Source organism: Acinetobacter sp. AOR18_HL (assembly GCF_027855145.1).
GTDB classification, from domain to species: domain Bacteria; phylum Pseudomonadota; class Gammaproteobacteria; order Pseudomonadales; family Moraxellaceae; genus Acinetobacter; species Acinetobacter pittii.
Map to the genome: position 1 here is coordinate 69,101 of NZ_JAKTIG010000017.1, position 20,903 is coordinate 90,003.

20 protein-coding genes are annotated in these 20,903 nt (G+C 39.3%); 6 read left to right on the plus strand and 14 right to left on the minus strand.

Translation table 11 applies throughout. From position 1 onward, the window contains the following. The 6 genes from ftsA to gshB form a co-directional block, all read right to left on the minus strand. Positions 1-1,263, minus strand: coding sequence for a cell division protein FtsA (ftsA, locus tag MKL51_RS04555; RefSeq protein WP_002122057.1), 1,263 nt, complete (start codon positions 1,261-1,263; stop codon positions 1-3). Positions 1,264-1,323: 60 nt separating this feature from the next. Beyond that, positions 1,324-2,178: a cell division protein FtsQ/DivIB gene (locus MKL51_RS04560; protein ID WP_017481813.1), complete on the minus strand. Its 855-nt coding sequence runs from the start codon at positions 2,176-2,178 to the stop codon at positions 1,324-1,326. A gap of 2 nt (positions 2,179-2,180) precedes the next feature. Then, positions 2,181-3,107, minus strand: coding sequence for a D-alanine--D-alanine ligase (locus MKL51_RS04565; RefSeq protein ID WP_005066802.1), 927 nt, complete (start codon positions 3,105-3,107; stop codon positions 2,181-2,183). 37 nt (positions 3,108-3,144) lie between these two features. Further along, on the minus strand, positions 3,145-4,593 hold the full coding sequence (gene murC, locus MKL51_RS04570; RefSeq protein WP_017481814.1) for a UDP-N-acetylmuramate--L-alanine ligase: 1,449 nt from the start codon (positions 4,591-4,593) through the stop codon (positions 3,145-3,147). An 11-nt stretch (positions 4,594-4,604) separates the two neighbouring features. Beyond that, positions 4,605-5,702 (minus strand): undecaprenyldiphospho-muramoylpentapeptide beta-N-acetylglucosaminyltransferase, encoded by a 1,098-nt coding sequence (gene murG / locus MKL51_RS04575; protein ID WP_005078668.1) that lies wholly within the window; start codon positions 5,700-5,702, stop codon positions 4,605-4,607. Between the two features lie 237 nt (positions 5,703-5,939). Then, the gene (gene gshB, locus MKL51_RS04580; RefSeq protein ID WP_017481815.1) at positions 5,940-6,884 is read right to left on the minus strand and encodes a glutathione synthase; all 945 of its coding nucleotides are present in this window, start codon (positions 6,882-6,884) and stop codon (positions 5,940-5,942) included. Between the two features lie 160 nt (positions 6,885-7,044). On the opposite strand from gshB, the gene MKL51_RS04585 reads away from it, so the two are divergent. Continuing rightward, positions 7,045-7,257 carry a DUF1737 domain-containing protein gene (locus MKL51_RS04585; protein ID WP_002122004.1) on the plus strand — a complete coding sequence of 71 codons (213 nt, stop codon included), beginning with the start codon at positions 7,045-7,047 and terminating at the stop codon, positions 7,255-7,257. Between the two features lie 230 nt (positions 7,258-7,487). After that, positions 7,488-9,671, plus strand: coding sequence for a TonB-dependent receptor (locus tag MKL51_RS04590; protein WP_031945067.1), 2,184 nt, complete (start codon positions 7,488-7,490; stop codon positions 9,669-9,671). Positions 9,672-10,103: 432 nt separating this feature from the next. On the opposite strand, the gene MKL51_RS04595 is transcribed toward MKL51_RS04590, so the two are convergent. From MKL51_RS04595 to pyrE, 3 genes are all read right to left on the minus strand, one after another. Then, a complete protein-coding gene (locus tag MKL51_RS04595) occupies positions 10,104-10,943 on the minus strand; it encodes a sterol desaturase family protein (RefSeq protein ID WP_017481817.1) in 840 nt (279 codons plus the stop codon). Between the two features lie 98 nt (positions 10,944-11,041). Then, a complete protein-coding gene (locus tag MKL51_RS04600; RefSeq protein WP_017481818.1) occupies positions 11,042-11,809 on the minus strand; it encodes a helix-turn-helix domain-containing protein in 768 nt (255 codons plus the stop codon). A 155-nt stretch (positions 11,810-11,964) separates the two neighbouring features. Continuing rightward, positions 11,965-12,615, minus strand: coding sequence for an orotate phosphoribosyltransferase (pyrE, locus tag MKL51_RS04605; protein ID WP_000211305.1), 651 nt, complete (start codon positions 12,613-12,615; stop codon positions 11,965-11,967). Between the two features lie 38 nt (positions 12,616-12,653). Here pyrE and MKL51_RS04610 point away from each other — a divergent pair, with 38 nt between their 5' ends. Then, positions 12,654-13,478 carry an exodeoxyribonuclease III gene (locus MKL51_RS04610; RefSeq protein ID WP_017481819.1) on the plus strand — a complete coding sequence of 275 codons (825 nt, stop codon included), beginning with the start codon at positions 12,654-12,656 and terminating at the stop codon, positions 13,476-13,478. A gap of 452 nt (positions 13,479-13,930) precedes the next feature. Next, positions 13,931-14,281, plus strand: a complete 351-nt coding sequence (locus MKL51_RS04615) for an arsenate reductase (RefSeq protein WP_002121996.1) — start codon at positions 13,931-13,933, stop codon at positions 14,279-14,281. Between the two features lie 38 nt (positions 14,282-14,319). Here MKL51_RS04615 and MKL51_RS04620 read toward each other — a convergent pair whose 3' ends face one another. Continuing rightward, positions 14,320-14,757 carry a DUF2147 domain-containing protein gene (locus MKL51_RS04620; RefSeq protein ID WP_002121971.1) on the minus strand — a complete coding sequence of 146 codons (438 nt, stop codon included), beginning with the start codon at positions 14,755-14,757 and terminating at the stop codon, positions 14,320-14,322. Between the two features lie 152 nt (positions 14,758-14,909). On the opposite strand from MKL51_RS04620, the gene MKL51_RS04625 reads away from it, so the two are divergent. Both MKL51_RS04625 and MKL51_RS04630 read left to right on the plus strand, forming a co-directional pair. Next, on the plus strand, positions 14,910-15,821 hold the full coding sequence (locus MKL51_RS04625; RefSeq protein ID WP_017481820.1) for an alpha/beta hydrolase: 912 nt from the start codon (positions 14,910-14,912) through the stop codon (positions 15,819-15,821). 174 nt (positions 15,822-15,995) lie between these two features. Continuing rightward, a complete protein-coding gene (locus MKL51_RS04630) occupies positions 15,996-17,189 on the plus strand; it encodes a GGDEF domain-containing protein (RefSeq protein ID WP_017481821.1) in 1,194 nt (397 codons plus the stop codon). Here the strand turns inward: MKL51_RS04630 and dsbD are convergent. From dsbD to MKL51_RS04650, 4 genes are all read right to left on the minus strand, one after another. Further along, on the minus strand, positions 17,184-19,010 hold the full coding sequence (gene dsbD / locus MKL51_RS04635) for a protein-disulfide reductase DsbD (RefSeq protein WP_017481822.1): 1,827 nt from the start codon (positions 19,008-19,010) through the stop codon (positions 17,184-17,186). The two genes, MKL51_RS04630 and dsbD, sit on opposite strands and share 6 nt — an antisense overlap. Before the next feature lie 18 nt (positions 19,011-19,028). Then, a complete protein-coding gene (locus MKL51_RS04640) occupies positions 19,029-19,796 on the minus strand; it encodes a transporter (protein ID WP_014207941.1) in 768 nt (255 codons plus the stop codon). 12 nt (positions 19,797-19,808) lie between these two features. Beyond that, a complete protein-coding gene (locus MKL51_RS04645) occupies positions 19,809-20,354 on the minus strand; it encodes an ankyrin repeat domain-containing protein (RefSeq protein WP_005066773.1) in 546 nt (181 codons plus the stop codon). Positions 20,355-20,507: 153 nt separating this feature from the next. Then, entirely contained in the window at positions 20,508-20,858 is a 351-nt protein-coding gene (locus tag MKL51_RS04650) for an HPF/RaiA family ribosome-associated protein (RefSeq protein WP_001019316.1), read from the minus strand. Positions 20,859-20,903: the final 45 nt, after the last annotated feature.

Here is a 20,903-nt window from a genome sequence, read left to right on the forward strand (position 1 = left end):
CTAAAAAATGGCTTTTAATTTGCTATTAAACGCATTCCAGCCATTTACCATTCGTTCCCATACCGAACGGTCATTTGCCTCTTCAGGCTCTTCAACAGCATCTTGCAACTCACTTTGGCTAAACATGAGCAAACCAGCTGCTGTTGCATACATAGAACGACGTAAGGCTGCTTGATGTTGATCATCAGCATAAACCTGTAACGGCGGATTACCCAAATGTGCAGATACACCCAACATACGACGAGCTAAACTCACCATACCTTCTATTTGACAAGCATCCCCTGTCAATACTACCCCATGGTATAAACCATGAATTGCACCACTTTGTTCGAGTTCATCGCGAATCTGGCTAAAGATCTCTTCATAACGGGCAATAATAATTTCTGACAACTCAATTCGGCTAATCGTTTGAGGGCCATCAATTCCTTCTACCTGAATCATGTGATCTGGCTTAACAGCACTTAAATCGACACAACCATGCAGAATTTTAATTCGTTCAGCTTCTTCTGTCGTGGTTTGCAATACAGCAGCAATATCACGTGTAACGTGCTCACCACCGCGCTGCAATGTACGTGCTAGAGCTAAACGACCATCTAGATAAACAGCAAGATTGGTAATGCCTGCGCCAATATCAACCAGACAAACACCATACTCTTTTTCATCTTTAAGCAAGCTTGCCTCAGCGGTTGCCAGACAAGACACCACCATTTTTTCAACCCCGATATTTGCACCTTTCATGGCACGATCAAGGTTTTGCATAGTCGCTATAGGCATCATCATTAACTGATAATGTCCAGTCATACTATGGGCAGTCATATTAATTGGATTCTGCACCCATTCAGCAGAATCACCCAACTCAAAGCCTAATGGCACTGCACTTGCTAAATAGTAATCAGAAGTCACATGACTTGCTTTTGCCAATTCTAACGCGCGCACGACTTCATTTGTTGTAATCACATGTGCTGGATTAGATACTGGTGTGCGACCAGAGGCATAAAAACTTTGCAACTCGGTACTCGGAATAGATACCCATGCGCTATGAATGCGACATTCGGCCATATTTTCCGCTTCAGCAACAGCATTTTTAATCGCAGCAATGACTTTATCGAGGCTTACAATTTTTCCTTTATTCATGCCTCGATTGCGAGCAGTTGCCATACCGATAACTTGAATGTTATCCGGCGCATGAATTTTTCCAATCAAAACTGAAACTTTATGCGTCCCAATGTCAATCGCAACAACTGAGGGAACAGCTTCACTCATCACTCATACCATTTCTTTGTTGTTTAATACCAGGCAAATTGCCTATTTTAAAGCCACGTATTATGGCTTTGCTTTTGTTCCACCTGCAATGCTTGTGTCATCACTCGTTACAACAAACTGACCATTCACAATTTTAGGTGGTGTTGCGTTCTTCCATTGAATAGATAATCCATTACGATATCGCAAATCAATGGCTGAGATTTTCGACCACACCGGTTTTAAGTCAGATTGTGCCAGATGACTTAAACGTTGCAACTTATTCATTGTTTGATCTTGGTCAACAATAATACGCAAACCAGAATCAAATTGCATAAACCAAGTCATTCGCTCAGTCAGATATAACTCTTTTAAGCGTAAATTAACAGGATGGAATAATTGATTAATTTCATTATAGCGTCGCATCATCATTTTTGACTGACTTACCGGCCCATGAAGCAACGGAAGTTCAGAATGAATTGTCGGCTCCGCCTCACTAAATACATCGCCTCCATCGCTTAACAAGCGACCTGTTCCCCAACGGGCGATAGCATGTCGAGGCATGACACGAACACGAATACCATTGGGCCAAGCACGAGATACAACAACTCGGTCTACCCATGAAATTTCTAATGTTTTGTCACGAATCTGTTCTAAATCAGATGTGAAATAATTCGCTTTTATAATTGGAGCAACATGTTGCATCACTTGTTGGGTTTCAACAGAAGATGCTGAACCTACAACTTCTAGTTTTGCAACTGTTGCATCTGTAATAACTTTATATAACCCATAAATTCCGACTGCCAGCACTACAAAAGCAATAACCAACAGCACCCATCCACCAGCATTCGCAAGCTTCTGCTTACGCGTAGGCGGTTTATCATGAATAGAGGTGATGGCCGCACGTTTACGGCGCATGGAAGCCGGAAGTTGTGCCATATTTAAGCCGTACCTTCCAATGTTTGCTCAAGAATCGCAACACACAATTCATCAAAGCTATAACCAACAGCTTTAGCAGCTTTTGGAACTAAAGAGTGGCTGGTCATACCTGGAACAGTGTTTACTTCTAAAAGCCAGAAATTGCCTTGCTCATCCTGCATCGCATCAATACGGCCCCAGCCTTCTGCACCCACAGCCTGAAAAGCACGTAAACACAATGCTTGTAGGTTTTTCTCTTCAGCCTCACTCAGACCACAAGGGATACCATACTCTACATCGTTACGTTGATATTTCGCTTCATAGTCATAGAAAGCAACATCTGCTGGTGGTTGCAAACGAATAACCGGCAAAGGCTGTCCATTGAGGAATGAAATTGTGAATTCACGACCAGTGATCCATTTTTCTGCCATCACCACAGCATCGTGCTGAGTCGCCTTTTCAATTGCAGCAGCAAAGTCTTCTGCTTTCTCAACCTTACTCATGCCGACACTCGAGCCTTCATGTACAGGTTTGATAATGACAGGTAAGCCTAAATCAGCAATCACCGCATCTAAATCTGTTTCTTTAGTAATAATGCGATATGGCGCTGTAGGTAAATCGCTACCTTGCCAGATTTGCTTGGTTTTAACTTTATCCATGCCAATAGCAGAACCTTGCACGCCTGTTCCTGTATAAGGCAGATTTAACCATTCAAGCACACCTTGAATTTGGCCATCTTCACCGCCGCGACCATGCAATACAATAAATGCACGATCATAATTTACAAGTTCAGTCACACTGCGGTCTTGTGGATCAAATGCTTCAGCCTGAACACCTGAACGTAACAAAGCGTCCAAAACTGCCTGACCACTATCCAAAGACACAGCACGCTCAGCCGATTTCCCACCAAACAACACGGCAACTTTGCCGAATTTTGTAGCATTTGACACGTTTAAATCCTTAACCCGATTATTCAATACTTTTTGTTTATTTCACATACAAATGGTGTTGTGCAAGTTCTACTGAAATTGCTCCCACGTTACCCGCACCTTGTGTTAATAACAAGTCATTTGGTTGTAACACATTTTGCATGATGTTTTGCAAATTACCTTCAACCGGATCGACCAAAATCGGTTCTACTTGTCCGCGTAAACGAATACTACGCGCTAAAGTGCGGCTATCTGCACCCACAATAGGTTTTTCACCGGCAGGGTAAACTTCCAACAATAATAATTGATCGACTTGAGAGAGCACTTCAATGAAGTCATCAAAACAATCGCGAGTACGAGAGTAACGGTGTGGCTGGAACAACATAACCAAACGACGGTCCGGATGGCTTTGGCGAGCAGCTTTAATAGTTGCTTCTACTTCTTTCGGATGGTGTCCATAGTCATCAACTAACTTAACATTGCCATCAGCAAGTTCAAATTCACCTTGCACTTGGAAGCGGCGGCCAACACCACTAAATCCTTCTAATGCACGGCTAATTGCATCATCAGAAACGCCTTCATCTGTGGCAACACCAATTGCTGCCAAGGCATTTAAAACATTATGTAAGCCTGGTTGAATAATTGTTAAACGCAATGGTTCACGGCCTTTACGCAACACAGTGAAGTGCGATTGCATACCATCTTGTTCAATATCAACTGCACGAATGTCATTATCTTCATTAAAGCCATAAGTAATGACCGGACGGCCTACACGCGGCAGAATTTCACGAATGTTCGCATCATCACCACAAACGACAGCCAAGCCATAAAATGGTAAGTTATGAAGAAACTGTACAAACGTATCTTTTAATTTATCAAAGCTACCTTCATAGGTATCCATATGGTCAGCATCGATATTGGTTACAATCGCTGCCATTGGTTGCAAATAAAGGAAAGATGCGTCTGATTCATCAGCTTCAGCTACGATAAAACGACTTTCCCCTAAAGCTGCATTTACGCCTGTACTGTTAAGTAAGCCACCAATAACATAAGTTGGATCAAGGTTTTCTTCAGCCAACATTGTCGTCAAAAGACTTGTAGTTGTGGTTTTACCATGTGTACCAGCCACAGCAATGCCGTGACGGTAACGCATAAGCTCGCCTAGCATTTCTGCACGACGTACAATTGGAACACGCTGTTCAATTGCAGCTTTAATTTCCGGATTTTCCGGATCAATTGCTGTAGAAACTACAAGCACATTGGCATTTTTAATATTTTCCGGTTGATGGCCAATATAAACTTTGATGCCATTTTTCTCTAATTGTTCTGTAGTTTTAGACGCTTTAATGTCTGAACCGGAAATTTTATAGCCTTGGTTACCCAAAACCTCTGCAATGCCACACATCCCAGCGCCACCGATCCCCACAAAATGAATGTGTTTGATACGGCGCATTTCAGGCACTTTAATCAGTTTTTTTGCTTGGTTCGCAGCTGTTGATGGAGACATAGTAAATCCGATTACATTTTTTGGATAAGATCAACCACATGCTGAGTCGCATTTGGTTGGGCATGTTGACGCGCTTTCACTGCCATTTCAGTAAGTAATTGGCGGTTCATCAGCGAAGTGAACAATTCATTTAAAACATCTGGTGTCATGGTCGATTGCTGACAAATTTTCGCAGCACCGACATCCGCCAGAAATTTGGCATTTGCAGTTTGATGGTCATCAACTGCTATAGGGAGTGGTACAAAAACTGCGGCTACACCTGCTGTTGCAACTTCTGTTACCGTGAGTGCTCCAGCTCGGCAAATAATTAAATCTGCCTCACTATAAGCTTTTGCCATATCTTCAATAAATGGCAAAACGTGTACAGTTAAATTAGCTGGTGCATCTGCATAAAGTGCTTGAGTTGCCTCAACTTGTTGCTGACCACACTGGTGAAAAATATTGAGTGGAACTTGTAATTGTTTTAATGCTGGAGGTAAGCGTTCATTGAGTGCTTTGGCACCTAAAGACCCGCCCACAATTAAAATATTTAAAGGCTTGCCTGCTTGCTCACGCTCATCATAGCGCCACTTTGGGCTTAAAATATCAGTGATTTCACGACGCACAGGGTTTCCTGTGGTTACAACTTTTCCACCAGCAGGAAAGGTATTTGGAAATGCTTCACACACCACTTTAGCAACACGAGATAACTGTGCATTGGTAAAACCTGCAACTGCATTTTGCTCGTGAATAAGTACAGGAATGCCTAACAAACGTGCGGCTAAACCACCTGGACCAGCTACATAACCACCAAAGCCTGCAACCGCATCAACTTTAAGTTGTTTCATATAGCGCATTGCACTAAAAGTGGCTTTTAAAATTTTAAAAGGTGCAGCAACTTTACGGACTAATCCATTGCCACGAACACCTTGGATATCAATTTGATATATTGGAATATTTTGATCTTTTAATAACCGATTTTCCATACCTGTTGGCGTGGCTAACCATGAAACCTGACAACCTTGTTGTTGAAGTTGTTTGGCTACGGCGAGGGCTGGAAAAACATGTCCACCTGTACCGGCAGCCATCATCATGACATGTTTGGGTTTGCTTTGCTGTGAATCGGTCACGGTCTAATTCTTCAACTCAAAAAACAATGGAAATTGTCATCTATTTTTGTAGCCGTTTATTTTAATCCTAAAGCTTCATTAACGAAAAGCTAATTTCACTCGTTTATAACAGAAAGATGTGCTTTTTTGAAAATATGCCTACAAAGCTGTGGTGTATTTAGTATTGTTATTTTATTAATTCATATATTTTCAGGTGATTTCCAATAAATACCACTGAAAATCACCTGAAATAAATAATTAAGCTGTACGGCCAGCTTCTAATACATCAAATAGATCATCGGCAATTGATGTACCAAATTGAGCATCAATTTCGCGGATACAGGTTGGACTAGTGACATTAATTTCAGTGACATAATTACCAATCACATCTAAGCCTACAAAAACCAATCCTTTTTCACGTAAGAAAGGCCCGATTTTCGCTGCAATCTGCTTATCATTTTCAGTAAGCGGACGCGCTTGACCTAAACCACCTGCTGCTAAGTTACCGCGCACTTCACCATTTTGTGGAATACGAGCTAGGCAGTAAGGAATAGGTTCGCCATTTACCATTAAAATACGCTTATCCCCTTCTACAATTTCAGGAATGTAGCGCTGAGCCATAATTGGACGAGTACCTAATTCTGTCAGCATTTCCAATGTAGAACCAATATTTACACCGTCTTGGTATAAACGGAAAATGCCCATACCACCCATACCATCAAGTGGCTTAACAATCACATCGCCATGTTCTTTAATAAATTCACGAATTAAACTTTGTTGAGATGTCACAAGTGTAGGCACTTGTAGTTCTGGAAACTGCGTTGCAAAGAGTTTTTCATTACAATCACGCAGTGATTGAGGCTTGTTAATAATCCAGGAGCCTTCGCGTTCAGCTTGCTCAAGCACGTAAGTCGTGTAGACAAAATTCATGTCAAATGGCGGATCTTTACGCATGAGCACAACATCGTAAGCCGCGATAGATTCTTTTTTCTTTTCGCCTAACTCATAGTAATGGTTGTAATCTTCGAACACCTTTAACGGTGAAATGAGGCCGTAAGCTTTGCCTTGATCGATATATAAATCTTGTTGTAATGCATAACCTAATTCATGTCCACGACGGCTCGCCGTCCACAACATTGCCATGGTTGAATCCTTTTTAAGGTTTACGGTTTCAATCGGATCCATGACGACAAGTACACGCATGCTCAAGCTCTTCTTAAAATTTAAATTAGCATGAGTATAACTGAGATTTTTCACTGGTTTTTCTTAATTTCAGTAAAACCTTATCGGTTATTTCTTTATCTTGAACTAAGGTAAATTCAGTTAAACTATGATCATAAAATATTATTTTTAAAGGGTAAACATGAAACTTTATCGCTATTTAACTGGCCCCGATGACTCTGCTTTTTGTGCACGAGTGACTAAAGCTCTGAATCATGGTTGGGAGTTATATGAAGCACCCACTATGACCTTTAATGGCACGCATGTCATTGTGGGACAAGCAATTTGCAAAACAATTGATGAAAATTATGATCCAGAAATGGATATTTTAGATGTTCTCAAAAATAACGCGTAATTCCAAAAGGGTGCTTTTAATCGATGAAAAGCCCCCTTTAAAACCCAATTAACAAGAAAAACTAATGAGTCAACTCATACAATTCGTTTAATTTGCTAATTAACTTATTAAAAATCAGTTATTAAAAAATAAATATGTCATTTTTTAAGATAATAGTTCTTTTATTCTAAACAATTAAATGATTATAATTATCATTTATACTTTTATTTTTGTTAATTGATTTTATTTTTATGTTAAGAATTTCTATACCATCTCCCCAAATGAAGCGTCTTTTCCCGCTGAGCTTACTCAGTTTAATGATCTTGAATATTCAAGGTGCCTATGCAGAAGATGTGACTGACTCATCAAAAGTAGCGGCCACCATGCCCACCATAAAAATTGAGGCCATGAGTGAGCTCGATCCGATTAAAAGTTATATCGACTATGACAAAGCCAATGTCACACGTAATGGTTTAGATAAAAAAGATATTCCTCAAACCGTTGATACGATTGATGTTCAGAAATATAAAATTTATGGATCAAATGATTTAAGCGTTATGCTGCAAGGCACCCCAGGGGTATCAACCAGTTATGATATGCGCGGTGATGGGATCACGATTCGTGGCTTTGGTGCCGATACAGGTGATATTTACCGTGATGGCATACGTGAAAGCGGACAAGTACGTCGTAGTACAGCAAATATCGAACGTATTGAAATTTTAAAAGGCCCCGCCTCTGTTTTATATGGCCGTAGTGCTGGCGGCGGTGTTGTGAATATGGTGAGTAAGTTCGCCAATTTTAACTCTAAAAGTTCAGTTGGTGCGTATGCTGGTTCATATGATAACTACGGAACAACGGCTGACATCAACCAAGTACTTAATGACAATTTAGCAGTACGTTTAACTGGAGAATATGGCGAGTCAGGCAGCTTCCGCTCTAGTATTGAAAATAAGATTGAAATGTTTTCACCAAGTTTCACTTATAAAAATGACGATGGAACACTCACTTGGACCACACAATATACCTATGACAAATTAGGTCGTGTACCTGATCGCGGACCATCACGTGACATTCTGCCTGCGGAAACTTCGATCAAAATGGGATTTGCTCAAGACGGCGATTATGTTGATGATATTTTGCAAGTGGTCCGCACCGATGTGAATTATCAATATGCGCCTGATTGGAACTTTCACTGGGCAGCAAGTTACCGACAAGCAGAACAAAACTTTGACCACTTTTATTTTGGAACTTATTGTGGTTTAGATGGTAAAAACTCAAAGAATGAGTCTTGTACTAAAAAAGGTTACGTCGACCAAATTTACTACTGGCAACAAACCAGCAATAAGACCACCACCAATACCTTTGATATTAAGGGCAAGTTCAAAACAGGCTCGCTTGAACACCAAATTATGGTGGGTACAGACTGGACTTATGAGCAACGAGAGCCACGTCTAGCGAACGCTACCAAAGATGGATCTATTTACGGCTACGTCAATCCGATCACAGGGGAACGAGAGTATAGTCGTGGCAGTGGCCCACTAGTGATGAAACAGCACAACTATAATGAAGGCACAACTTACGGCGTATTTATTCAAGATTTAATTGGTCTAAATGACCAACTTAAACTCATGCTGGGTGTGCGCTACGATTACTTTGACTTTTCAACCACCAACAAGCTGACTAAAGAACACCGTAATGTAAAAGATGGCAGCTTTAGCCCAAATGTTGGTTTAGTGTGGCAACCGCTTCCGGAACATAGCTTTTACGCGTCGTACTCTAAAAGCTTTGCACCATTTGGCGGACAAATGGGTGTTAACCAAGTTACTGGAAGCACCGATGTTACAAAAATGGATAAAGAGCCTCAATATAACGAGCAATATGAAGTTGGGGTAAAAAGCGAATGGTTAGATAATCGTTTAAATACTCAATTTTCTATCTTTGATATTCGTAAAAATAATATCCGCTATAAACCAAATCCTAATGAGCAACCAGAAGTATGGGCAACTGCGGGTCAGCATCAATCTCGTGGTCTTGAATTTAGCTTTATTGGCCGCGTACTTGATAATGTCTTTGTCCGTGGTGGTTATGGCTACACAGATGCAAAAGTGAAAGAAGATAAACAAAAGCCTGAACAAGAAGGTAACTATTTAGCCAACACATCTAAGAATACAGGTAATTTATTTGTTCGTTATTTACCAACCGAGCAGTGGTATACCGAGGTGGGCGTGACCTATGTCGGGTCTTATTATCCAAATCTTAATAATCAAGTAAAAATGGAAGGCTTTAACCGTGTCGATGCAGCGATTGGCTATAGTGCAGACCCATGGAATGTCACACTTGCGGTGAATAATCTAACCAATAAAGAGTATTGGCGTTCAGACAGTATGCCAGGCACACCACGTAATGTGTTATTGCGTTTGAATTATCAGTTTTAAGTAAATATTAAAAAGGCATACCCCTATTTAGAGGTATGCCTTTTTCTTTTTAGATACCGTATTTTTCGCGATAAGCTTGCATGTTTGCAAACGCTTCTTTTTCACCTTTGGGATGACTGAACAAGGATGCAAAGAGAAATTAGGCATGATGCTAGAGTGTAGAAAGTGTGATGAGAAAGATTTCGCAGATTCGCCATTATGTTAAATGAACTATTAAATAAGGCTAAACTCTAGATAGCTCAGCACGGTACTTTTTAAAATTAAAAGTCATATACCAATTGGCATTTGCTGTGATTTCTCACCAACCCTTCAGTTTGTCGTTTAGTTACTTCAACTTCTATCCATGAAAATTTAAATCATCAATACCTGATAATTCTAAAGTTATTGATGATTTAATTAGACCATTTCATAGTCCAAGAATTATGATTACAGCTATTTTTTAAATGGCCACAACAACTGCTTGAAATATCGATTCGATATAGGGGTACGAATGCCCAAACTATCTGCGGAAACTGCTTTTTCTTCGTAGTGAAAAGTGCCAAAAATATGATCCCAAATCACAAAAACCTCGGCAAAATTTTTACTGCCAAAGCCCTGTTTATGGTGCCAACGATGTACTTCAGCAACAGCAAATACATGTTTTAATGGCCCTGCCCGATAGTCTAAGTTGGCGTGTTGAAAACTTAAATGTACCGCAGTAAAGGTTAGCCAACAACCTATCAGCAAGGTTGGTGCCCCTAATATCGTTAACACCAATAAACTAGGTGTTGCTAGTGCAATCGCACTTAATGGATGACGTTTTTCACCATTTAACCAATATAAGCGTTTAGGTTGATGATGAATGGCATGTAATTTCCACAACCAGCGCCGACGATGACTCAGTTTATGCATATACCATAAACCAAAATCGATAATTATCCCCACCAGTAAAAATTGTACCCATATTGGCCATTGAATAGGCCATAATTTAGAAAAAAACTCGAATTTAAGGATAAATTGTAAAATTGTTGCGGTTATTAGAATAAGTGCTACATTAAAAATCGCATGAAAAATGTCAGTGAATGTATCGTCTTGATCATGTAACCATTTTTGCTGATATGGCAAAAAGCGCTCTAACATTGCAACCATAGCGCTAATGGATACAATGCATACTAGTGCGGATGGCCAATAGGGTATTTTTTGATAAGCCATCAATAATACTATTGCTAAGGTGGTAACAGATAAAATCGGATAACTCAAATAACGTATTAAAAAATGACTATACTTTAGCATGATGATGTCCTCTATTTAGATTGATCACTACCATGCAGGATTGTTTGATGTTTAAATTGAATAAAACGGCTATATTTTATTTAAAAAAGTGAATTTACTTAAGACTCAGGCAACAAAATCATCTTGTTTTGAATGTTTTTGACAGCCGAAGGTTGTATGCCAAACATTTGCATACAGGTTCTAGAAAAATGCGCTTGATCGGTAAAGCCACTCTGATACGCTGCTGCAGTTAAATTATTTTCTTCATGTAGATTTTTAAGTGCAATAATCAAGCGTAACCACTTGCGATAACTACGTAATGAAATACCAAAATGGGAATTGAACCAATGTGCTAGACGACTTTCAGATAAGTGATGTAACGCCGCCAGCTCCTGACGTGAAGGAACATAATTATATAATAGATGTTGATAGATATAGCCATTCATTAATTGAGCACGTTCACTAGCTACCATACAATCAAAATAGCACTGTAATTGAGCAAAGGCTTTGGTAATATTATTAGTATGCAAAAAATAAAGCCGCAATTGCTCCAGAAGCGTTGTTGGCAGTATTTGTATCTGAGAAGTTGAGGCAAAAAATTGATGTATAGCCTGCCCTAAATAATAAGTTCCATCCAAATAAATCGAGCAATACTTGCCTTTCTGTAACTGATGAACAGTATTTGCTGGAATGAAAAAACCCATACCCGTATGTAACTGCTCGTATCCAATAATCTGCATAGATTGTAGTGGATCGAGGGGAAAAGTGATCTGATGCGCAAGATGTCGATGTGGTCTGTTATCTCCTGCTTGTCCACAAAAATAACCGTAACCCAAACCAATAGCCATCTGACCTTGCCAATGTGATAGCTGCTCTTTTTTTATCATGTTTAGATTTTACAAGATTAACGCTAAAATTGAATGCTTTATAAAGATATTTAAATAATTCAGTTATATTAGTATTGAGATGGAATATATAAAATTTAATCCTCTAATAAATGAAAAAGGAAGCCATCGCTTCCTTTTTTCAATTCAATATAGACTTAGATACCATATTTTTCACGATACGCTTGCATATTTGCTAGCGCTTCTTTTTCACCTTTCGCTTCCAAATAATCCATTAAATCTTTCATGGTAATGAGTGCGTGTACAGGAATTTCTAATTCTTTTTGAACTTCCTGAATTGCGGAAAGTTCACCTTGACCACGTTCTTGACGATCTAGCGCAACCAACACACCCGCAATAGTTGCACCAGCATTTTTCAAAATTGTTACCACTTCGCGAATCGCTGTACCTGCGGTAATTACGTCGTCAATAATCCAGACTTTTTTACCTTCAACCGCAGCACCAACTAATACACCGCCTTCACCATGATCTTTTGCTTCTTTACGGTTAAAGCCCCATGGCACACTTTTGTTATGGACTTGAGACAAAGCAACAGCAGTCGCTGCTACAAAAGGAATACCTTTGTAAGCTGGTCCAAAAATCACATCAACATTTTCACATTGTGTTAATTTATCAGCATAGCCTTGCGCTAAAAGAGATAAAGCTTCACCATCGTTGAGTAGGCCTGCATTAAAAAAATAAGGACTCACGCGTCCAGATTTTAAAGTAAACTCACCAAATTTAAGCACACCGCGTGATAATGCGAGTTCGATAAATGCTTGCGGGTGAAATGACACAGGCGTTGTCATGAGGTGCTCCAAATTCACAATTGAGGTTAAATTTTCGCATGATACCAAAGGATCAGTATCCAAGTGATGTAAAAATTCTTCGAGTCGTTTCCATTAACGTAAATGGCTTACGTTCTTCAGTAACGAAAGGCTTACTTGAATGGTTAGAACAATCAGATGCCGATGTCGTATGCATGCAGGAAAGCCGCATTACCCATGAACAATGGACTGAAAAATTTAGACCCGAAGGATGGCATACCCATCTCTTTCCAGCAGAGCGTGCAGGTTACGCGGGGACTGCAATATATAGCCGCCTACCCTTCGTCTCAGTTAAAGATGGTTTAGGGTTTGAACTGGCTGACAGTCAAGGCCGCTTTATTTCCGCGGAATTCGATTTAGGTTTGTCACATCCGGTACATATTGCATCATTATACTTACCTTCGGGCTCAAGTGGTGAAGAAGCGCAAGCACGTAAAGATTTATTTTTAGGTGAATACGCAAAAATCTTGAAACAATGGCGTGATGAAAACAAGTCAGTCATCATTTGTGGTGACTACAACATTGTTCATAAACGTATTGATATCAAAAACTGGTCAGGTAACCAGAAATCATCTGGTTGTTTACCACATGAGCGCGCATGGCTTGACCATATTTACGATGAACTTGGCTATGTGGATACCTTCCGTGTAGTTCGCGAAGAAGCAGAACTTTATTCATGGTGGTCAAATCGCGGTCAAGCTCGTGCAAAAAATGTAGGGTGGCGTATTGACTACCATGCATGCTCACCAGACTGGAAAGCACGTACAATTAACGCATGGGTTTATAAAGATCAATGGTTTAGCGACCATGCACCCGTTATTATCGACTATAAAATTCAAGAATAAGTGAACACTCGTTCACTTACATTGTCGTTTTCGCTTACAGCATATGTCGTTTTTGAGTATTTTTCTTACACAGCTTTAACGGCATTATAGCCCCACGGCACAGGGAAGCAGTCAGGATGACGCAAAAGGATAGGACGCCGTAGGAAGATAAAATAAACTTATGATAAGTTTATTTGCAAGGATGTGACATTGGACGTTGAAATGAGACCCGCATGATCAGGATGATTAAATGCGGGTTTTCTCTTTTCTGTCTCTTATTTTGCGCTAAGTTCTTTTAGTTTTAACTTCTTCTTATTAAGCTCATTATTACCTTATCTTATGACAATAACATGACATTTCTCTTTCGATTAATCATTAATTTTCATTTGTTTTAAAAGTATCGGTATAAAGTAGTGCTTAAAAGCATTTTGGGTTAGGCTGTGTGCTCTCTCTTTTTGACATGGTCCGATAAAATGTTAAAAATTTATGGAATTAAAAACTGTAACTCAATGAAAAAAGCATTTGATGCCTTACAGGCTAAAGGGCTTAACTATGATTTTCATGATTATAAAAAACAAGGCATTGATGCAGATACTTTAAAAATCTGGTTAAAAGAAATTGGAAAAGATACCGTTCTCAACAAAAAAGGAACGACTTGGCGCAAGCTTTCAGAAGAAGAACAAAATCGTGCTCTAAGCAGTGAAGATCACCTGATTGAAGCACTCATTGCTCAACCAAGTTTGATTAAAAGACCTGTTTTAAAAACTTCACAGGGTTTTATTGTGGGTTTTGATGAAACCGCCTATCAAAATATTCAAGCCTAAAAAAACGAGCCATTTGGCTCGTTTTTTTATTAAAACTTTTAGTTCGCGCGAATCCACGTTTGGTTACGACCAAGTGCAGAAACGCCAATATAACCACGTAATTTAAGCTTTTTGCCGCCATCGGTTAACTCACCTTTCAGTTTGTAAGTTTTACCTGATTTTGGGTCTAAAATCGTACCGTTTTCATAACTGTTACCACCTACATTTTTTAAATTATGTACAATGGTGACACCTTTAAGCGGTTTGTTTTTGTACGGACCTTCACATTTTGTACAAGCGTTTTCTTCACCCGGTGTCAAAATGTTCTGAATGGTTGCAGTTAAGGTTCCGTCCTTCTGTTCCGTAAATTTCACTACGGCTTTTGGCTTGTTGGTCTGATCATCAATCGTTTTCCATACCGTTCCATTGAGTGAATCAGCCGCATTGGCAAATGCAGCCATACCAATGAGTCCTAAAGCTAAAGCAATCTTTTTCATTTTTGTAATATCCTTGGGTCTTTCAAGATTTTCAGTATTCAGAAGTCGCAAAGATATTGCAATTTTTGAATGTGACTGTTTCGTGTAACCTTGTAATCTTGCAAAATAAAATTTACAAGAAAACAAGAAACTAGCATAAAAATGGATGCTATATGAATATATCAAATGTTTGGAAATATTATTTTACAGAAACTTTTCTTAAAACAACAATTCGCAAGCCAAGCCAGCTAAATTTGCCGGCTACTGCCTTACGTCCTGTGCTAGATCAGATGTGTCGTGCTTTCCCACGACAAAAAAATGTTTCCGTGCGCCCGATTCGACTAGCAGGTATTAAAGGTGAAGAAATCAAACCGCAAGATTCTGCAACTCAACTGATTTTTCACATTCACGGCGGTGCTTTTTTCCTTGGTAGTGTCAAAACACATCATGCTTTTATGACGGATTTAGCTGCCCGTACTCAAATGCAGATTATTCATGTGGACTATCCGCTTGCACCTGAACATCCTTACCCTGAGGCAACTGAAGCCCTATATGACATCTATCAGTCTTTGGTGGTACAAGGTATTCAGCCGAAAGATATTATTTTATCGGGTGATTCATGCGGGGCAAATTTAGCGTTAGCACTTTGCTTACGTTTAAAAGAACAACCTGAACTCATGCCGAGTGGCCTGATCTTGTTGTCTCCATTTTTGGATTTAACACTCACGAGTGAGTCTCTTCGGTTTAACAAAAAACATGATGCTTTATTATCAATTGAGGCACTACAAACAGGCACTCAGTACTATATAGGCAATCACATCGCAGCCGACGACCCGCGTGTTTCCCCTATCTTCGATGACTTGCATGGCCTACCACCAACTTTGGTTCAAGTGGGTTCTAAAGAAATCTTATTAGACGATGCCAAGCGTTTTAGAGAAAAAGCTGAAGATGCTGGCGTTAAAGTTCAATTCAAACTTTATACGGGCATGTGGCATAACTTCCAGATGTTTAATGCATGGTTTGATGAAGCTAGACAAGCATTGGCAGATATTGCTGAATTTGCCCATGAGCTTGATAAAACTTAATTTATTTATAAATGATGTGAATAGGCCTCAAAACTTTTCACATCATTTTCTTTATAAAAAGTCATCATATATAAATTGAAAATCATGTTATGTTTAAAATATAAATTATTGAAACAATCCAATTTTAGGATAGTCTAACAAAGAGGCATCTATATTTAGGAGCCCTTATTTATTATGAAAAATCGTTTAATCACTCATCCAATACATAGAACAAAACAGGTGATAATCGATTTCATCCACAATAATCACATCATCAACTGGACGCCATTACAAAAAAGCGCACTGATGCTCACACTTGCTTGCGCAATGAATTTCAGTTGGATTTTATGGAAAGGCTATATTTTAATTACACCAAGTGTTTGGCAATGGGCAAATCTGCCTTTAGTTGAATCACAAATCTGGCTCAATTTATTTACCTTATTTTTATTAGTCCTTTTGATTATTCCATGTTACCGCTACAAAAATGATGAATGGGCTCAACGAATTATTCCTTTCATTAGCGTGCAGTTCTTTGCACTTATGCTATGTCATGATGGATATTTAATTGGCAGTATCAGCCCTGCCACTATGGTCGGTTATGTGGGTACGATTGGGGTGGGTCTGGTGTTATTTGACCGTAAAATTGTTTATAGCGCTCTTGTACCTGCCACAATTATTTTAACTGTATGTACATATTTAAGTATGACAGGTGCTTTAGCGTATGCACCTTTATTTAATTTTAGAGCCATGGATCATGCCCAAACCAATTCTTTCTGGTTAGGAAGTATGGCTTTTTTTATTATGCCTATTTTATTGGCCTGTTTTGTTTTATTTGAAATATTACTCACCCAATGGCGTCAGCGAGAAACTTATATTCAACGTTTAAGCCAAATCGACCCATTAACTAATGTATTAAATAGACGTAGTTTAAACATGCATTTGGAGTCGCTACACCAACAACAATTTGATTATGCTGTGGTACTTCTTGATATCGATCATTTTAAAAAAATTAATGATATATACGGCCACCACCAAGGTGATCAGGTCTTAATTGAAATTGCTCAATGTCTTTCTGAGAATTTGCGTAGCGAGGATATTATTGGTCGATTTGGTGGAGAAGAATTTATTTTATTACTCCCCCACACCGATATTATTCAAGCTGAAAAAATTGCTGAGCGTTGTCGCTGTGCTTTACAAGAATTACCTGTTTGTAGCGCCCAAAATAATCCTATTCATATTAGTGCAAGTTTTGGAATAAGCAGTTCAGCTTTTGCACAAGATCCTTATCTGGTTATTCGACAGGCAGACCAAGCTCTCTATGCGGTAAAAGCTTCAGGACGTAATCAGGTACGTACATTTCATCAGACAGAAGCTATCGATACCTTATGATTCTTTGAATTTTGCCAAACTCGCAAGTTGCTGCAAAAGCTCTTGCTGACTAAAAGCGCCCGTTAAACGTAAAGCACGAATCTCTTTTTGCTCTGGACTTAAAAATAAATAGGTCGGTGGTCCTAAAATATTCCACTGCTTGAGTAGTGCTTCATGCGACTGGTCATAATGGCTCAAATCAAGCTTAATTAAATAATAAGGTGCAAGAGCAGATTGAACCTCAGGTGCTTTTAAAATACGGTGCTCAATCGGTTGGCAAGCAACACACCAATCTGCATAGACATCAACCACAATAGCCCGATCAGTAGGCGCTGCCGCTAGAAATTTTTCAAAGTCCGCTGCTGTTGTTGCAATATGCCACTCGGCCATGTGGGCAGAACTTTGCAAAGTTCGATTTTGAATATGTTGATATTGGTTATAGGCTACAAAAGGTGTAACGATTAATAATAAAATCGCGTAGAGCCATTGTAGTTGCCCTTTTTTCCAGAAAAACTGATAAACAGCATAGCCTATAAAAGCAAGGCCTAATACGAGGCTAAGCACTTGCATACCCAAATCTGGCAATAAAGGACGAATAAAGTAGAGGCTTAAACCCAACATCAGAAAAGCAAAAATCACTTTAATCTGATGCATCCAGTCGCCTGCTTTAGGCAAGAATTTTGCCCCTAAAATACTTGCAAGCAGTAGTGGAATTCCCATTCCAAAACCTAGGCAGAATAAAAGCAAAGCACCTTGCCATTGGTTTTGTGTTTGAGAAATAAATAATAAAGTTCCAGCGAGAGGTGCGGTCATACAAGGACCCACCAAAAGCGCAGAAACGACACCCATAACCCCAGCACCGACCAAAGTACCGCCTTGTTGCATTGACTGAATACGGTCAAGTCGGTTTAACCATGTCTGAGGTAAACGAAGCTCAAACAAACCAAATAAGTTCAGAGCAAAAACAATAAACAGCAAACTAAAAGCAATTAAAGTTGCTGGCTGTTGTAACCAGCGTTGGAAATTTAAGCCTGCCGAAGAAGCAATTAAACCCAAGCCTGCATAAACTAATGCCATGCTACATACAAAAGTAAGCGCAATGGTCCAAGCCTTTAAACCTTTATGTTCGCGAATGATCAGTGAAGTTAAAATAGGAAGCATCGGTAAAGAACATGGTGTAAATGCGAGCAACATGCCTAAACCTAAAAATAATAAAACTCCATACCAAAGCGAGTGTTCAATTAATTTAGCTGACCAGATCTGATCTTGTGCAATTTGAGGTGTAGTTGTATCAGCTGCTGTCTCTGTACTCTGCTCTTTTTCTAAAGATTCTGAACTCGAGGAAGTGTCGGATTGTGTATTCGCTAAATCTAGTAATCGTTTTGGCGCTGTTCCTGCTTGGTTTTGTACACCCACCAAGCCATCTGCATCGGTTTGAAACTCAATGGTCTGGGGTGGATAACAAATACGGTCTTTGGCACAGCCCTGCCAAGTCACACTATAGTGCTCTGAAGGCTTAGTCTTAATTTGGAAATTAACTTGATGGTAGTAAACCTGACTTTGCCCATAATTTTCATCATATTGGGCAACCGCTTTAGGTAACTTTAAAGTTAAAGGTTGAGTACCTTGTTGTACAGAAAATTTATGCTGATAAAGATAGTAATTTGGCTGAATCTGCCAAGACAAACTCGCAGTATGCGGCTCAGAAGATTCAACCGAAAATGAAAAAGCTTGTTCGGGTGAGAGTAGCTTATCTTGCGCAGAAACCAACTGGCTAAACACACAAACAGCAACTGCTAGAAAATAAAGAATTCCCTGATGAATAAGCTTTTTCATTAACATAAATTTAAATTGCTTCGATTAGAACAAGAATGCCACGCCTAAGCCACCGTTGTAGCTCTTGTCTTGACCCTCTAAATCAACCCCGATACTTGCATCGAGCTGGGTACGATCATTTACGGCGTATACTAAACCTGTCCCTAAACCATATTCGTAGTCTTGGCTTTCAGCTTTACGGTAAATGAACTCAGAATAACCTGACAACTTACCTGCGATTTTATAATCAATCGTCGGGATTGCAGTTACTGCCCAGTTACTATTTTGTACTTCGTAGCGCATGGTAATTGATGTGCCGACTAAGTCATTATATTTATAAGCGACTGCTGAACTTAAGCTATAAATATCGTCATGTGCAGTAAATTCATCATTTCCAGTGGCAATGATCGCTTCAGCTAACACAGCCATTGATAAGTTTTCATCGTTTAGATCAATTGCTTTTTTCAAACCGATGCTGACATCACCAAAGCCTGACGTGTCATGTTTTTTACCAGCACGTTTAGTTTGAGTCCATGCTGGACCTTGCCAACCTAATTGTAATTCCAAGCCGTCGGCTAAACCGGTACGGAATAACATATCTTCATTTACAGTTACGGTTTTTTCTTTGACGCCATCAACCGTTGACTCTGTATAAGTTGCACTTGGCAAACCTTGTTCCCAAGCCAATTTACCAACTGGAGTAATCCCTGTTCCAAAGCCAGCACCTGGACGGTCAAAAGAGAACTCTGCAGCAAAAGTACTTCCTGCGGCAACAGTGGTCAAAGCAAAAGTTAAAATTTGAAATGTTCTCATTCTATTATCCAATCAAGTAGTTAGTTCTTTTGACATTTTTGCCCCATGTTGGCGCAATAACTCTAATGTTTCACGCTCTTCTTGAAGCGCTTCTGACCAATCTATTTCATCAAAGTCACAATCAAAGAACAACTGACTGATTGAAGATAAAATAGTGAGTCCTTCTTCATCACGTGTATTTGGATCAACTTTTTCATTTAATAAACGTTGAACGGCTGGCGCACATGCCGAGCTTGCTGCATCCCATAAAGGACCATAAAACTCTTCTGCATCCCAAAGGTGTACATTCGCTTTGGCTTGAATCAACGCTTCGAGTATATCGAGGTAAACCTGTAATGATTGTTGTTTTTCTTCTTTTGATAGTGGTGTACCCGCTTCATAAGCTTCTGATACATCTTCCCACCATTTAAAAATTCCATCACAAATGATTGATACAGGTGGTCCTTGTTCCGGATCAATAAAGTTCGGATCAAGTCCTTCAGCAAGTAATTTTTGCACTTGCGCGAGTTCTAATTCTTCTATGGCTTTAATTAAAGCTTGCTGCTGGGTGGTTAACATGACCATCTCTCAAAAATATATTAGGGCTATTATGCCTAATCTCTTCTGAAGATTTTAGAGGTTGATTGCATCGCATTGCAAACCTAATGTTGTGAATAGTTTTATTTTCATTAAATATAAAAAAAGCCCCGAAGGGCTTTTTAGGATTTTAAATTAAACTTCATCATCAATGAATTCTGGTTGACCACCTCTCGGGTGTTCTTTTTTCTCAAAAGTATGTTCAAGGCTACGTTTTAATTTTTCAATCGCGCCATGAATCGAGGCGTCAATATTTCCTGCTTTATGATGTACTGCAACTGGTTTCAAACCTGAAGGACGCGCTTCAATCATACAGTGGATATCTTTGTCACCACCTTTGTCCCCATTTTCATCACTAAAATGAACCGAAAAATGCGTAATACGTTCGCTATGACGTTGGAATTCTTGAGTAAGTTCTGCACGTACATAAGTAATTAAACGTTCGCTGTTATGGATGTTTTTATCTGTGCGGATTTCAATATTCATAAATACCATCCTCTCTTTCTTACTGTGGATCTTTTCTATGCAAAA